At 45.9% G+C, this 13,846-nt stretch carries 18 protein-coding genes; 5 read left to right on the forward strand and 13 right to left on the reverse strand.

The window, feature by feature from the left end:
* Positions 1-57: 57 nt before the first annotated feature.
* The 7 genes from phoQ to rluE all read right to left on the reverse strand — a co-directional run bounded on the left by phoQ (position 58) and on the right by rluE (position 6,693).
* A complete protein-coding gene (phoQ, locus tag K0778_RS00425; protein ID WP_000735411.1) occupies positions 58-1,518 on the reverse strand; it encodes a two-component system sensor histidine kinase PhoQ in 1,461 nt (486 codons plus the stop codon).
* Positions 1,518-2,189, reverse strand: a complete 672-nt coding sequence (gene phoP, locus K0778_RS00430; protein WP_001265471.1) for a two-component system response regulator PhoP — start codon at positions 2,187-2,189, stop codon at positions 1,518-1,520. The genes phoQ and phoP overlap by 1 nt, the downstream gene beginning before the upstream one ends.
* Positions 2,190-2,357: 168 nt before the next feature.
* Complete coding sequence (gene purB, locus K0778_RS00435) at positions 2,358-3,728, reverse strand: adenylosuccinate lyase (RefSeq protein WP_063084654.1); 1,371 nt, start codon at positions 3,726-3,728, stop codon at positions 2,358-2,360.
* A 3-nt stretch (positions 3,729-3,731) separates the two neighbouring features.
* On the reverse strand, positions 3,732-4,373 hold the full coding sequence (hflD, locus tag K0778_RS00440) for a high frequency lysogenization protein HflD (protein WP_001297479.1): 642 nt from the start codon (positions 4,371-4,373) through the stop codon (positions 3,732-3,734).
* Between the two features lie 35 nt (positions 4,374-4,408).
* On the reverse strand, positions 4,409-5,515 hold the full coding sequence (gene mnmA, locus K0778_RS00445; RefSeq protein WP_001297484.1) for a tRNA 2-thiouridine(34) synthase MnmA: 1,107 nt from the start codon (positions 5,513-5,515) through the stop codon (positions 4,409-4,411).
* A 53-nt stretch (positions 5,516-5,568) separates the two neighbouring features.
* On the reverse strand, positions 5,569-6,030 hold the full coding sequence (gene nudJ / locus K0778_RS00450; protein WP_000476093.1) for a phosphatase NudJ: 462 nt from the start codon (positions 6,028-6,030) through the stop codon (positions 5,569-5,571).
* A 9-nt stretch (positions 6,031-6,039) separates the two neighbouring features.
* Positions 6,040-6,693: a 23S rRNA pseudouridine(2457) synthase RluE gene (gene rluE, locus K0778_RS00455; RefSeq protein ID WP_001248661.1), complete on the reverse strand. Its 654-nt coding sequence runs from the start codon at positions 6,691-6,693 to the stop codon at positions 6,040-6,042.
* A 171-nt stretch (positions 6,694-6,864) separates the two neighbouring features.
* On the opposite strand from rluE, the gene icd reads away from it, so the two are divergent.
* Positions 6,865-8,115, forward strand: a complete 1,251-nt coding sequence (gene icd / locus K0778_RS00460) for an NADP-dependent isocitrate dehydrogenase (RefSeq protein WP_000444488.1) — start codon at positions 6,865-6,867, stop codon at positions 8,113-8,115.
* A gap of 102 nt (positions 8,116-8,217) precedes the next feature.
* Here the strand turns inward: icd and K0778_RS00465 are convergent, their stop codons facing one another.
* From K0778_RS00465 to bluF, 6 genes are all read right to left on the reverse strand, one after another.
* Positions 8,218-8,541, reverse strand: a complete 324-nt coding sequence (locus tag K0778_RS00465; RefSeq protein ID WP_001295666.1) for an anti-adapter protein IraM — start codon at positions 8,539-8,541, stop codon at positions 8,218-8,220.
* A 257-nt stretch (positions 8,542-8,798) separates the two neighbouring features.
* On the reverse strand, positions 8,799-8,843 hold the full coding sequence (locus K0778_RS00470; protein ID WP_120795380.1) for a protein YmgK: 45 nt from the start codon (positions 8,841-8,843) through the stop codon (positions 8,799-8,801).
* A 235-nt stretch (positions 8,844-9,078) separates the two neighbouring features.
* Entirely contained in the window at positions 9,079-9,189 is a 111-nt protein-coding gene (locus K0778_RS00475) for a hypothetical protein (protein ID WP_032082692.1), read from the reverse strand.
* Positions 9,190-9,241: 52 nt separating this feature from the next.
* Positions 9,242-9,646, reverse strand: a complete 405-nt coding sequence (locus tag K0778_RS00480) for a DUF1398 domain-containing protein (protein ID WP_000373101.1) — start codon at positions 9,644-9,646, stop codon at positions 9,242-9,244.
* A gap of 220 nt (positions 9,647-9,866) precedes the next feature.
* Entirely contained in the window at positions 9,867-10,598 is a 732-nt protein-coding gene (gene bluR / locus K0778_RS00485; protein WP_000332297.1) for a DNA-binding transcriptional repressor BluR, read from the reverse strand.
* Positions 10,599-10,802: 204 nt separating this feature from the next.
* Positions 10,803-12,014, reverse strand: a complete 1,212-nt coding sequence (gene bluF, locus K0778_RS00490) for a blue light-responsive regulator BluF (protein ID WP_062887679.1) — start codon at positions 12,012-12,014, stop codon at positions 10,803-10,805.
* A 313-nt stretch (positions 12,015-12,327) separates the two neighbouring features.
* On the opposite strand from bluF, the gene ycgZ reads away from it, so the two are divergent.
* The 4 genes from ycgZ to ymgC all read left to right on the forward strand — a co-directional run bounded on the left by ycgZ (position 12,328) and on the right by ymgC (position 13,535).
* On the forward strand, positions 12,328-12,564 hold the full coding sequence (ycgZ, locus tag K0778_RS00495; protein ID WP_000554144.1) for a regulatory protein YcgZ: 237 nt from the start codon (positions 12,328-12,330) through the stop codon (positions 12,562-12,564).
* A gap of 42 nt (positions 12,565-12,606) precedes the next feature.
* On the forward strand, positions 12,607-12,879 hold the full coding sequence (locus K0778_RS00500; RefSeq protein WP_000858002.1) for a two-component-system connector protein YmgA: 273 nt from the start codon (positions 12,607-12,609) through the stop codon (positions 12,877-12,879).
* 28 nt (positions 12,880-12,907) lie between these two features.
* Positions 12,908-13,174 (forward strand): biofilm/acid-resistance regulator AriR, encoded by a 267-nt coding sequence (ariR, locus tag K0778_RS00505; RefSeq protein ID WP_000888772.1) that lies wholly within the window; start codon positions 12,908-12,910, stop codon positions 13,172-13,174.
* Between the two features lie 112 nt (positions 13,175-13,286).
* Entirely contained in the window at positions 13,287-13,535 is a 249-nt protein-coding gene (gene ymgC / locus K0778_RS00510; RefSeq protein WP_001065752.1) for a protein YmgC, read from the forward strand.
* Positions 13,536-13,846: the final 311 nt, after the last annotated feature.

The raw sequence follows: 13,846 nt of genomic DNA on the forward strand, positions 1-13,846 counted from the left end.
GGTATCTGCAACCGATTATAACGGATGCTTAACGTAATGCGTGAAGTATGGACATATTTATTCATCTTTCGGCGTAGAATGCTGGCGACCAAAAATCACCTCCATCCGCGCACCGCCAAGCATGCTATCTCCGGCGACGATTTTACCCTCATATTGCTCGGTGATTTCGCGGGCTACCGCCAGCCCCACACCTTGCCCAGGGCGTAAAGTATCAACCCGTTGACCACGGTCGAAAATGACCTCTCGCTTGCTTAATGGAATACCGGGGCCATCATCCTCGACCACAATATAGAGATGCTCGTCGGTTTGCCTTGCAGAAATTTCGACAAACTCGAGGCAATATTTACAGGCATTATCCAGCACGTTGCCCATCACCTCGACAAAATCGTTCTGCTCACCGACAAAGCTGATCTCTGGCGAAATATCGAGAGAGATATTGACCCCTTTGCGTTGATACACTTTGTTCAGCGCTGAGGTGAGATTGTCCAGCAGTGGGGCGACCGGATGCAGCTCGCGGCTGAGCAATGTCCCGCCGCGCATACTGGCACGATGCAGGTAGTAGCCAATTTGCTGTGAAATGCGGCTGATTTGCTCCAGCATTACCGGCTCAGCATCACTGACGCTCATCTTTTCACTACGCAGAGAACGCAGCGTACTTTGCAGCACCGCCAGTGGCGTTTTCAGACTATGGGTCAGGTCGGTGAGCGTCGTACGGTATTTGTCGTAACGTTCGCGTTCACTTTTTAACAATCGGTTCAGGTTTCGTACCAGACTGGTCAGTTCTCGCGTTGTGGCTGGATTGAGCAATTCGCGGTTATGTTCTTCCAGTTCGCGGACTTCTTTTGCCAGGGCTTCGATGGGGCGTAAACTCCACCAGGCGGCGACCCACAGCAGCGGGATCACTAACAGCAGATTGGCTGAGAGCACATAGATAAACCAGCTCCAGACCATATAGGAACTTTTTAGCTCCACCGGAATGGTATCCACCACCACAATGGTTAACTTTGGCATTCGCGATGTTGCCGGGTAGACGTTTACCGCCACCGAGTGGGTCATCTCCGCGTCGTCGTCATCTTCCCGCACTTCCTGCAACTGTTGCTGTATCGAATGATCTCCACTCAGCAAGAGGCTGGTATCGTTAACATCCGCTTCAATTTCATGAAAACCATTCGATTTCAGCCAGTCAGGCTGGATCATCTTCATCAGCCAGGGCACGTCACGTTGCGCCCATAAAAGCTGCCCGTTCTCATCATAAATTAGCGTCATGGTGGGGCTTTGCTTGTCGATATTTTCTGGTAACTCGACATGCAACTTATTGTTTTCCCACTTCGCAAGGGTATAGAACAGATTGCTTTCGCCACGTAACAGCCGAAACGTAGTTTTATCGAAACTGACGCTATAACCGATCAGCGCGACCATTCCGTAGGCAAGCGAAAGCACCAGTACTACCGCTGCCGTTGCCAACAGAAAACGTACCCGCAGCGAGAGCGGGAAAAAAAGACGCAGTAATTTTTTCATCAGCGCAATTCGAACAGATAGCCCTGGCCGCGAACGGTGGTAATCACTTCTTGCGGATATTGTGCCTGAATTTTTTTGCGCAGACGTCCCATCAGTACATCAATGGTATGGCTTTCCCGCAGCTCCGCATCCGGATAGAGTTGTAGCATTAACGAATCTTTGCTCACCACTTTGCCATTATTGCGTATCAACGTTTCCATAATGGTGTATTCGAACGCGGTCAGTTTGATCACTTCGTCATTAATAGATAATTCACGGCGAGAGAGATCAACCTGAAACGGGGGGAGCGAAATGACCTGTGAAGCCAGACCGCTATTACGCCGCATTAATGCCTGCATTCGCGCCATCACCTCTTCAATATGAAACGGTTTAGTCACATAATCATCAGCACCGGCACTTAATACTTCGACTTTGTCCTGCCAGCTTTCACGGGCGGTTAATACCAGAATCGGCAGTGAAACATCGTTGCTACGCCAGCGGCGAATCAGTGACAGACCGTCCTCGTCTGGCAATCCGAGATCGACAATCGCAATATCCGGTATATGTTCATTGAGATAATAATCGGCTTCTTTGGCATCTTCTGCGTCATCGACCTGATGGCCAGCATCCTGAATCTGAACTTTAAGGTGGTGACGTAACAACGCATTGTCTTCAACAACCAGTACGCGCATTTTTATTTCTCCCTGTCTTAATTATTAAAATAGTGTAACGCGATTATGTGGTTATGGGGGTAAACATTAAATAAACCAGCGGGGAGGGGAGGTAAAGTGAAAAAATAAAAAGCGGATAATCTTAATAAGCAGGCCGGACAGCATCGCCATCCGGCACTGATACGAGGTTTATTTCAGCTCATCAACCATCGTGATAGCTCGACCAATATAGTTAGCCGGCGTCATCGCTTTCAGGCGGGCTTTCTCTTCTTCTGGCAACGCCAGACCATCGATAAACTGCTTCATGCCTTCGGCGTCAACGCGCTTACCGCGAGTCAGCTCTTTCAGCTTCTCGTACGGTTTTTCGATGCCATAGCGACGCATAACTGTCTGGATTGGTTCAGCCAGCACTTCCCAGTTGTGATCCAGTTCATCCAGCAGATGGTCACGGTTCACTTCCAGTTTGCTCACGCCTTTCAGGGTGGATTGATATGCAATCAAGGCATAACCGATACCCACGCCGAGGTTACGCAGCACGGTAGAGTCGGTCAGGTCACGCTGCCAGCGGGAAACCGGCAGTTTGCTTGCCAGATGCTGCAATACCGCGTTGGAAAGGCCCAGATTCCCTTCGGAGTTTTCGAAGTCGATCGGGTTAACTTTATGCGGCATGGTGGAAGAACCAATCTCACCAGCAATGGTTTTCTGTTTGAAGTGGTTAAGGGCGATATAACCCCAGACGTCACGGTCAAAGTCGATCAGAATAGTGTTGAAGCGCGCAACGCAATCAAACAGTTCGGCAATGTAGTCGTGCGGTTCGATCTGGGTGGTGTACGGGTTCCACTGAATACCCAGCGAGGTGACGAACTCTTCGCTGAACTGATGCCAGTCAACTTCCGGGTAAGCGGCGATGTGGGCGTTATAGTTACCGACCGCGCCGTTGATTTTGCCGAGGATCTCCACCTGGTTAAGCTGGCGGTACTGGCGCTCCATACGGTAGGCGACGTTTGCCATCTCTTTACCGATGGTTGACGGCGTGGCTGGCTGACCGTGGGTACGAGACAGCAGCGGGATATCGCGATACTGAACGGCGAGATCTTTAATGCCATCAATCAGTTGACGCCAGTATGGCAGGATCACTTCATCACGCGCGGTTTTCAGCATTAATGCGTGGGAGAGGTTATTGATATCTTCCGAAGTACAGGCAAAGTGGATGAATTCAGAAACCGCGTGCAGTTCCGGGATCTCCGCCACTTTTTCTTTCAGGAAATACTCAACCGCTTTAACGTCGTGGTTAGTGATACGCTCGATAGTTTTGATGCGCGCCGCATCTTCTTCGCTGAAACTGGCGACGATTGCATCAAGGTAACCGATTGCGTCGGCAGCAAAAGCAGGAACTTCCTTGATCGCTGCGTGCGCGGCCAGTTTTTGCAGCCAACGTACTTCAACTTGTACACGGAATTTCAGCAAACCATATTCGCTGAAAATCCCGCGCAGCGCGCTGACTTTATCGCCGTAGCGTCCATCGACAGGGGAAACGGCGGTCAGTGAGGATAATTCCATAGATCACAACTCCGGGGTTAAATGAGCAAGAATTTGTTTTGCCTGAGTGGTCAGGCGATTACGAGAAAACATCAGTTGCAGACGTCCGCCGCCGACCTGGTGCCAGAGCACGGCGGCGCGAATGCCTGCCAGCAGGGTTGCGCGAACTTTCGCCTGCACTTGTGGGCTTTGCAGTACAGCAGGGGAACCGGTGACCTGAATGCGCGGGCCAAGCGGGCTAATCACATCAACATAGATAGCAGCCATCGCGCTCATCAGCGTTTCGGACTGTAAATCGAAGTGTTCGAGCTGGCGTTGCAGGCCGTTGATCCGGTTGCCCAGAGTGTCGAGCGCGCCTTTCGCTGAGGAGAGTTTGCGCTCAAGCACCATCAAGCTGAGTGTGTAGCGGGTTAATTCGGCGTTTAAGCCCTGGCGACTGCTGGCATTGAGCACGCCGAGCAGGGTTTCCAGCCCGACGCGCAGGTTGGCTTCGCTACCGCCAAAAACCGCCAGCGTCGAGCTGGGGTTCATATCAATAATACTGTTGAGTGAGACGTGTAGCGCATCGGCATCACAATGCCCCTGGTGAGCGAGTTGTTGCACCAGGCGTGCCGACTGACAAATACCGGCCAGGGCGAGGGTGATGTCATAGTAATTCTTTGCCACGTTCACTGCTTCCTTGTTTTAAGTAAAGATAATAATCAGACCGGCAGCGGCAGACGCTGCTCAATAATACCGCCACCGAGGCACACTTCACCGTTATAGAAGACGGCAGACTGGCCCGGCGTCACGGCGGCAACCGGTTCATCGAAAATCACTTCAATGCGATCATCGTCCAGCGCCTTGACGGTGCAAGGGATATCGGTCTGGCGATAGCGGGTTTTTACCGTGCAACGCATAGTGCCGGTGAATGGTTCGCGATCGACCCAGTGCAACTGCTGGGCAATCAACCCGACAGACATCAGCCGCGGGTGTTCATGGCCCTGAGCGACAACCAGAATGTTGTTTTCGACGTCTTTGTCCACCACATACCACGGTTCTTCGGTACCTTCTTTGGTGCCACCGATACCCAGACCTTTACGCTGACCGAGAGTGTGATACATCAGCCCCTGGTGCTCACCAATTTCATCGCCATCGACGGTAATGATTTTGCCCGGTTGCGCCGGGAGATAACGGCCCAGGAACTCGCGGAATTTACGTTCGCCAATGAAGCAAATGCCGGTAGAGTCTTTTTTCTTCGCGGTGACCAGACCAAGATCTTCAGCAATCTTACGCACCTGCGGTTTTTCCAGTTCGCCGACCGGGAACAGGCTTTGCGCAATCTGCTCATGGCTGAGCGTATAAAGGAAGTAGCTCTGGTCTTTATTGCTGTCCAGACCACGCAGCAGGCGGCTCTTGCCATCGACATCGGCCCGACGTACGTAATGACCGGTAGCGATATAATCGGCACCTAAATCTTCGGCGGCAAATTCGAGGAAGGCTTTAAATTTGATCTCTTTGTTGCACAGAATATCCGGATTCGGCGTGCGACCGGCTTTATATTCGGCAAGGAACAGTTCGAAGACGTTGTCCCAGTACTCGGCAGCAAAGTTAACGGTGTGCAGTTCAATGCCGAGCTTGTCGCAGACAGCCTGGGCATCAGCCAGATCCGCTGCCGCTGTGCAATATTCCTCACCGTCGTCTTCTTCCCAGTTCTTCATAAACAGGCCTTCGACCTGATATCCCTGTTGTTGCAACAGCCAGGCAGAAACGGAGGAATCGACACCGCCGGACATGCCGACGATTACTTTTTTTGCGGTTTCAGACATTGGATCACTCACGACATTGAACTTCAAGGCGGCGTATTCTATCACGCAGCCTTTTAGATGACACCCTTTGTAAAAGGCCAGTTAAAATCGCCAATCATCTCCAGCGGATAACGTTGCCCGCTTTGATAACAACGAATACTTTCCGCCACCAGCGGCGAACGAAGATTTGACGCCTGTAAAATTTCTTCGGCGCTGACCCAACGGCAGCAGTCGATATCGCTGTCATGAGGCTGGGTCGGGCATATTTGCTCAAGCTCAATGGCAAAGAGGAAACGCAAAAACGGCGTTTTATCTGGCGCAATCCACTGATGCATACGAATAAAGTGTTGCGGCTGCGCGCTGATGCCGGTTTCTTCCCACAGTTCACGGGCGGCGGCTTCCACTAAGGTTTCATCGGCTTCCAGATGCCCGGCAGGTTGGTTCCATAACGCTTTACCATTAATCGTCTCTTCAACGACTAAAAATTTGCCTTCTGCGTGCACCACGCAAGCAACGGTAACGTGCGGTTTAAACATTTTGCATCCTTAATCTGTCACTTCTCGCCATTCGCCATTGGCAAGATTATCCAAAGAGTAATCACCCATCGCATAGCGAATCAGTCGCAGCGTGGGGAAGCCAACATGGGCGGTCATGCGGCGCACCTGGCGATTACGTCCTTCATATAAGGTGATCTTCAGCCAGCTGGTGGGAATACTTTTGCGTTCACGAATTGGTGGATTCCGCGGCCATAACCACGCGGGTTCGTCAACCAGCTCCGCGCCGGCGGGCAGGGTAGGGCCATCATTTAAGGTTACGCCATTGCGCAAGGCTTCAAGTGCGTCTTGTGTGGGAATACCTTCCACCTGCACATAATAGATTTTTCCGGTGCGTTTACCCGGCTGGGTTAAACGCGCCTGCAACGCGCCGTTATTGGTCAGCACCAGCAACCCTTCGCTATCGCGGTCAAGGCGACCTGCTGCATAAACGCCCTGAACCGGGATGAATTCTTTTAATGTTTTGCGTCCGGCTTCATCGGTGAACTGCGGAAGAACATCGTAGGGTTTATTGAACAGGATCACACGCGTGGGCTGGTTTTCAGGTTTACGCCTGGTAGAACGTTGCGAGCTGAATCGCTTAACCTGGTGATTTCTAAAAGAAGTTTTTTGCATGATATTTTCAGAGATTATGAATTGCCGCATTATAGCCTAATAACGCGCATCTTTCATGACGGCAAACAATAGGGTAGTATTGACAAGCCAATTACAAATCATTAACAAAAAATTGCTCTAAAGCATCCGTATCGCAGGACGCAAACGCATATGCAACGTGGTGGCAGACGAGCAAACCAGTAGCGCTCGAAGGAGAGGTGAATGGAAAGTAAAGTAGTTGTTCCGGCACAAGGCAAGAAGATCACCCTGCAAAACGGCAAACTCAACGTTCCTGAAAATCCGATTATCCCTTACATTGAAGGTGATGGAATCGGTGTAGATGTAACCCCAGCCATGCTGAAAGTGGTCGACGCTGCAGTCGAGAAAGCCTATAAAGGCGAGCGTAAAATCTCCTGGATGGAAATTTACACCGGTGAAAAATCCACACAGGTTTATGGTCAGGACGTCTGGCTGCCTGCTGAAACTCTTGATCTGATTCGTGAATATCGCGTTGCCATTAAAGGTCCGCTGACCACTCCGGTTGGTGGCGGTATTCGCTCTCTGAACGTTGCCCTGCGCCAGGAACTGGATCTCTACATCTGCCTGCGTCCGGTACGTTACTATCAGGGCACTCCAAGCCCGGTTAAACACCCTGAACTGACCGATATGGTTATCTTCCGTGAAAACTCGGAAGACATTTATGCGGGTATCGAATGGAAAGCAGACTCTGCCGACGCCGAGAAAGTGATTAAATTCCTGCGTGAAGAGATGGGGGTGAAGAAAATTCGCTTCCCGGAACATTGTGGTATCGGTATTAAGCCGTGTTCGGAAGAAGGCACCAAACGTCTGGTTCGTGCAGCGATCGAATACGCAATTGCTAACGATCGTGACTCTGTGACTCTGGTGCACAAAGGCAACATCATGAAGTTCACCGAAGGAGCGTTTAAAGACTGGGGCTACCAGCTGGCGCGTGAAGAGTTTGGCGGTGAACTGATCGACGGTGGCCCGTGGCTGAAAGTTAAAAACCCGAACACTGGCAAAGAGATCGTCATTAAAGACGTGATTGCTGATGCATTCCTGCAACAGATCCTGCTGCGTCCGGCTGAATATGATGTTATCGCCTGTATGAACCTGAACGGTGACTACATTTCTGACGCCCTGGCAGCGCAGGTTGGCGGTATCGGTATCGCCCCTGGTGCAAACATCGGTGACGAATGCGCCCTGTTTGAAGCCACCCACGGTACTGCGCCGAAATATGCCGGTCAGGACAAAGTAAATCCTGGCTCTATTATTCTCTCCGCTGAGATGATGCTGCGCCATATGGGTTGGACTGAAGCGGCTGACCTGATTGTTAAAGGTATGGAAGGCGCAATCAATGCCAAGACCGTAACTTATGACTTCGAACGTCTGATGGAAGGCGCTAAGCTGCTGAAATGTTCAGAGTTTGGTGAAGCGATCATCGAAAACATGTAATCTCTCCATGTGTTAAATATTGAAACGGGCGTATAACACGCCCGTTGTTTTATTTATGTGGATATTATTAATAGCATATCGAGCATATTTATATGAAGCCCATTACTTGAGCCCATATGGGCATATTTTTATAATGCAACTATTATGTAAACATTTATTTGTTATTTTGCTTTCTCCTGGAGGACACTCTTGACTGCTTTTGAGTAAACTCCATAAATCCTTGTTGAATGGTGCGATGTGATAAATAGTAATAGGATATTCTTTATCCTTAAGGATAATACCAGACTTAACCGGTGTAAATATACTGCCAGGAGGGAGAAATATAGTAGATTGATACCAGATGATCATTTTCATATTACCCCATATGGCTGAAAAAGATATACCACATGTAGGTTGAATTACCGTGTCAATTACTATCCACTTCATTTGTTATGTCTTATCCCACGGTATTTAATATGGTTCATTAGGATGTTTATTTCTTGATTTTGCATATGAGTATATTACCCCCCCCCTCAAAAAAATAAATTAATTAAAATGATGGCTTATATAAAATAAAATTTAAAGCAAGGAATCTCAATGGATGTTAAACAAAATGAGATTTTGTGAAAGCAATAAATTATTGACTTCGTTTTAGATTTGTTTAGCTATAATGTTATACATTCAAATGACTGAACATCCTGTAATTAAAACATAGCCTTTATGCTACTTTGTGCCAATTTGCTAAATATTATGGTTGCCTTTTTATATAACGATAATAATGAATATAAGCATGACATGAGAATAAGGTTTCAATTTTTGAGTTATATAGGAATGATTTAACCTGTTCCTGGCTAAAATACATATAACCGGATGATGACTAAACCAAAATACATGTGCGTTAAGTATTGAAACGGACGTGTGGCACGGCCGTTGTTTTTATAAATATGTTAACCGTTATAAAATAACGTATCAAAAGTCAAGTGATCACATTTCAAATATCAAGTTGATAGTATTAGTCTGGTGATTATTTATGGGTGACAATAAAAAGACAGTATTAATCATCCATAGAGATAGTCTCTGCACTTTTATTTCCATTATGCTAATGCCTTACTGAATTATGAAGCATTTCTTAAGTATCCAACTTTAGCTAGATTAATGGTTTATTATTTTCTACATCTTCAATATATAAAAGCGTATTATCAATGGCGTAGTAACTGCGTTTGTTATGATTAACATCAGTAACCCACCGGAAAACGCCCGCGCCTGCCAGTGTTGAACAGTATTCCCGAAATGTAGATTTTCCGCAAATATGAAGCAATGCGGCCTCTTTTATTTTAGCAGGGTTCTTGGTCGTACTAACTTTTAACAGGTTCCTGGTTCCTCTTAATAACAAAACCGTATCATCGTGAGTAATAATTCTGATGTTATCCGTAGCCAGATAATAAATGTAATGTGCAATACGGTGATGTTTTAATTCTGAATAAAACCAGGAGAAGTTTTGCTCTTTTCTCACTTGCTCAAACATCTTTTGAAAAACAACGACCTGATCCATCAGGATAATAACCTCTTGTTAGTTGTGAGACTGCGTAGTGTGCACGATCGGTTTTACCACTTCAATCTGGTCTGTCCTTTGGCTGTGATATGTACAGAGTGTGATAGAGGGAATATCTGAATTCTCCCGGTGAGCATTTTGCAACGGACCAGCTCCGGTACAAACGCTGTTGTGGGTTCAGATTATAACATTCTGTCTAAGGGGCGGGATAAAGGTGAAATTAGGGGGCATGAAAGATGACTTTATAACCTTGCTCACCCCAGTGTTGTAAAAGTTCGTTTTGCCTTCTCGTTGGTGCCATGCCTGTCCAGACAATCAATGTTTGCGTCGGGAACAGTTCCGGGCGCGGCGATTCAATGGGATCAGCAAGAACAGAAATGTGCCATCCTGACAATGATAAACGCCATGCTTCCAGCCACAATCGTGCTCTCTCTTCAACATTCCACGCCATCAGAATGGCTTCTTTACCGGGCTTACGGCGCATTTCGAAAAGCGAGGTTGCTGCGTATTCAATTAATGCGCCGTCAAATATACTGCTCATAATGCGGGAGGTGTTGTGATCAAGCACGAGACGCTGGCGAACAGGAAGGTAAACATGATTAATCAATTGATCTACTGGGTACTCTCGACCCAGTGAAATAATTCTCGCGCGTAGTTTGGCAGGATTAGCCATGCGAAGAATTGACATCATCTCTTCTTGCAGGCGGCTCCAGTCATCTTCCGTATCCTGGCTGGTGGTTTCCAGTAATGCTTTAACTTTGCCTACAGGGACGCCATTACTTATCCAACGCTTGATCTCTTCGATGCGTTGTATGTCTTCTTCATCAAAGAGTCGGTGTCCGCCTTCACTGCGCTGTGGTTTTAACAAACCGTAGCGGCGTTGCCAGGCCCGGAGAGTGACAGGATTAATCCCGCAACGTTCAGCAACATCACCAATGCTGTAATAAGCCACAATTCCTCCTTGCGGTCACAAATCTCCGTCGCCTGTACACGACCCAATAATACTTTGTACAATATACGCTAAAATTGTACAAAGTATAAATAAGATTTCAGCTAAATTGGATGAAACATTATTTTTAATGTGGATTAAATTTAAACGTAACGTATTCATTTTCACGATGATTTACTGAAATCATGTGAAAGAATGTGCTGAAAATTATTTTTTCTCTGGCCACGCTATGGAAGGGATACCATTCAATTTAGCTTTAGCAAACAGATCTCCCTGAAACATCTCAATTCCTGCGGATTCAAGCCACATCCACTCTTCTGGTGTTGCCATGCCCATAGCACTGACTTGAATTTCAAGTGATGTACAGCATTTTATGATCGCCTGAATAATTGCCTGCCGTGGCCCACTTTTATGAACATTGGTAATCAATTCCTGACTGATTTTAATTCTGTCAGGCTGGAAGCGTGACAGGAGTAACAAACCAGCAAAACCTGCGCCAAAATGATCAATTGCTACACTGATACCAGCAGCCTTTAGCGATTTAATCGCTTCGGCAAACTCATCAAACCGAGATATGACTTCACTTTCAGTAAATTCAACGATGATTTGTTCAGGCACCAGAGCATTGGCCTTTATTTCATTAAGTAAAAAAGAGACTGCGTCAGGTTCGTTAACCAGGGTCATAGGTAATAGATTGATTGAAATCATTTTATCACCGAGCTCAAGTGCGTGTGCCATCGTGAATGCAAGCGCCTTACTTTTGAGATCCGCTGTGTAGATTTCCCCGTCTTTACGCTGCCCAACCGCTATGGCTGATGGGCTATCTTCATTTTTTTGCACAATGGCTTCAAAAGCGATTATCCGCCGCGATAAGGGATCGACAATAGGATGAAAGGCAAAGTGGTCGTTTATAGTTGGTGAAAGGGCACAGGAATCAAGTTCTTTATCAGATCCGTCAGCGATAAAAAGCCAGGAGTCTTCGGCAGGGATCTCGAAATAGGTTGATTGTTCGGTTGCAAGGACAAAAGTACGAAAAAATTGTAGCGCTCTGTCATCATAAGTTAGCTGAAATTTTGATGTGCCTTTGTCGAATACGGCCTGTAAAACGTCATCTCGCTCGTGCAGGCGCAAATCAAATAATTCCATTCCCGCTTTGCCAAAACGGCGAGCAGGCGCGTAATCGCACAGCAGCTCAACAATATTATAGTGCCGTGGATCCTGGCATATAGCCCGATATATCATTTTAACCTGTTCTTCCGGACCTTCCAGAAGCTGGAAAAAATGAGAACCATTAAACAGTAAGATCCCTGTTACGTCAGACTGCATGTTCCTGCGATTTGCTATCGAAACCATTTCTTCGATTTTTTTGACAGGTTCGTCGTCACGTATATGGCTACGATAAATAAGGGTGGTAAGCATTAACAATCCAGGGTAATGGGTGAGGCGAGAGTAAGACGGTAACAGACATATCTTCTTGTGTCTTTCTTTTAATACCAAAACATAACCGTTTCTTTACATTGATAAAAAATGGAAAAAGTTGAACACGAGTTGGCGAAAAATCTTGTATAGATTGTCAGTTAAATGATGCAATATGTTTTATCATAACACATTGTTTTATATGCATTAGTACTAATTGCAAAAAATTAATTTATCATTCTGTACACATATTTCGTACAAGTTTGCTATTGTTACCTCACTTAACATTGATTAACATTTTTAACAGAGGCGTAGCATGCATCAAAATTCAGTGACTTTAGATTCTGCGGGAGCAATCACTCGTTACTTTGCAAAAGCTAACTTGCCTACTCAGCAGGAAACTCTCGGGGAAATTGTGACTGAGATTTTGAAAGATGGACGTAATCTGAGTCGAAAGTCGCTTTGTGCCAAACTTCTTTGCCGACTGGAACACGCGACTGGGGAAGAGGAACAGAAACATTATAATGCACTAATTGGGTTGCTTTTTGAATAATGCAACAGCCTGATTATTTAACAGGTTAGCTATGAAGTCGTTATGAAGACATCTGATAATGAACGTATAAAATATGAAATTACTGGCCAGGCGGTGCTCCAGATACTGCGCATGAAGATAAATTTTTCATTGCAGACTCTTATTAAGCAATTACTCGTAATGAAATCGGCTGAGGAAGATGCTTTCCGACGCGATTTAATTGACAGCATAATTCGTGATTTTAGCAATAGTGATTCAGGAGGGCCAAACCGAAGAACAGCGACAGCTGACAATAAAAGTATGTTCAATGGTAAGAAAATAAACAGAATACATTAAAATTTCATAAGTAAGATGAGAGGTTACCATGCTTGAAGATACTACAATTCATAATGCAATAACTGATAAAGCGTTAGCAAGTTACTTTCGCAGTTCGGGTAATTTGTTAGAAGAAGAGTCAGCAGTGTTAGGGCAGGCTGTCACCAATTTAATGCTTTCAGGCGATAATGTTAATAATAAAAATATTATCTTAAGTCTGATACACTCCTTGGAAACAACAAGTGATATTCTCAAAGCTGATGTGATTAGAAAAACACTGGAAATCGTGTTGCGATACACAGCTGATGATATGTAACTTCTAATTATTAAGTATAAGTTTATAGAAAACTCATTCATCTTATTTTTGTCTGTCGCTTTAGACTATACACAGCATAATTTTATTGGGTTAATATTTCTACGAGGCTGACATGAATAATTCAATCCCAGAGAGATTTATTTTTCAATGTGCTTTGTTTAAAAATCTCGAGAGGGAGGTGTTCATGACGCATGGGTATGTTGATAGTCATATTATTGATCAGGCTTTACGCTTGCGTTTAAAAGATGAAACCAGTGTGATTCTTTCTGATCTCTATCTGCAAATATTGCAGTACATTGAAATGCATAAGACTACACTAACGGATATCATTATTAATGACAGGGAATCCGTGCTCTCTTAGAACTTGAGTAAGGTTTTAGAATAAACATCAGCTGTATCACCATGCTGATGCAAAGTGAGCATTTCAGGCGTTATGCTTTCTTATTATGTCCGCAATATCAGGTGTCAAGAATGGAGAGTTCTCGCTCTCCATTCTTGACGCCTGATATCCCGCCTAACTTATTTTGTACTGCCTACATTATGCTCAATAATTAATGGGTTAGATCAAGATGGAGAAAATTTTATCTTCGGCGTGGATATTTCTTATGCTCTCTACCATGCTCTCTGTAGATGCCAGCGCGAGCGAATGAATGGCATTTTCATGTATTAAAC

The sequence above is a fragment of the Escherichia sp. XD33 genome, from assembly GCF_019375075.1.
In the GTDB taxonomy this organism is placed as follows: Bacteria; Pseudomonadota; Gammaproteobacteria; order Enterobacterales; family Enterobacteriaceae; genus Enterobacter; species Enterobacter flexneri_A.

What these genes read in the sequence shown, in the direction of transcription:
- phoQ (WP_000735411.1), bottom strand. Translation starts at nt 1,518, where the DNA reads ATGAAAAAATTACTGCGTCTTTTTTTCCCGCTCTCGCTGCGGGTACGT.
- phoP (WP_001265471.1), bottom strand. Translation starts at nt 2,189, where the DNA reads ATGCGCGTACTGGTTGTTGAAGACAATGCGTTGTTACGTCACCACCTT.
- purB (WP_063084654.1), bottom strand. Translation starts at nt 3,728, where the DNA reads ATGGAATTATCCTCACTGACCGCCGTTTCCCCTGTCGATGGACGCTAC.
- mnmA (WP_001297484.1), bottom strand. Translation starts at nt 5,515, where the DNA reads ATGTCTGAAACCGCAAAAAAAGTAATCGTCGGCATGTCCGGCGGTGTC.
- nudJ (WP_000476093.1), bottom strand. Translation starts at nt 6,030, where the DNA reads ATGTTTAAACCGCACGTTACCGTTGCTTGCGTGGTGCACGCAGAAGGC.
- rluE (WP_001248661.1), bottom strand. Translation starts at nt 6,693, where the DNA reads ATGCGGCAATTCATAATCTCTGAAAATATCATGCAAAAAACTTCTTTT.
- icd (WP_000444488.1), top strand. Translation starts at nt 6,865, where the DNA reads ATGGAAAGTAAAGTAGTTGTTCCGGCACAAGGCAAGAAGATCACCCTG.
- K0778_RS00465 (WP_001295666.1), bottom strand. Translation starts at nt 8,541, where the DNA reads ATGAAGTGGATAGTAATTGACACGGTAATTCAACCTACATGTGGTATA.
- K0778_RS00475 (WP_032082692.1), bottom strand. Translation starts at nt 9,189, where the DNA reads ATGGAAATAAAAGTGCAGAGACTATCTCTATGGATGATTAATACTGTC.
- K0778_RS00480 (WP_000373101.1), bottom strand. Translation starts at nt 9,646, where the DNA reads ATGGATCAGGTCGTTGTTTTTCAAAAGATGTTTGAGCAAGTGAGAAAA.
- bluF (WP_062887679.1), bottom strand. Translation starts at nt 12,014, where the DNA reads ATGCTTACCACCCTTATTTATCGTAGCCATATACGTGACGACGAACCT.
- ycgZ (WP_000554144.1), top strand. Translation starts at nt 12,328, where the DNA reads ATGCATCAAAATTCAGTGACTTTAGATTCTGCGGGAGCAATCACTCGT.
- K0778_RS00500 (WP_000858002.1), top strand. Translation starts at nt 12,607, where the DNA reads ATGAAGACATCTGATAATGAACGTATAAAATATGAAATTACTGGCCAG.
- ariR (WP_000888772.1), top strand. Translation starts at nt 12,908, where the DNA reads ATGCTTGAAGATACTACAATTCATAATGCAATAACTGATAAAGCGTTA.
- ymgC (WP_001065752.1), top strand. Translation starts at nt 13,287, where the DNA reads ATGAATAATTCAATCCCAGAGAGATTTATTTTTCAATGTGCTTTGTTT.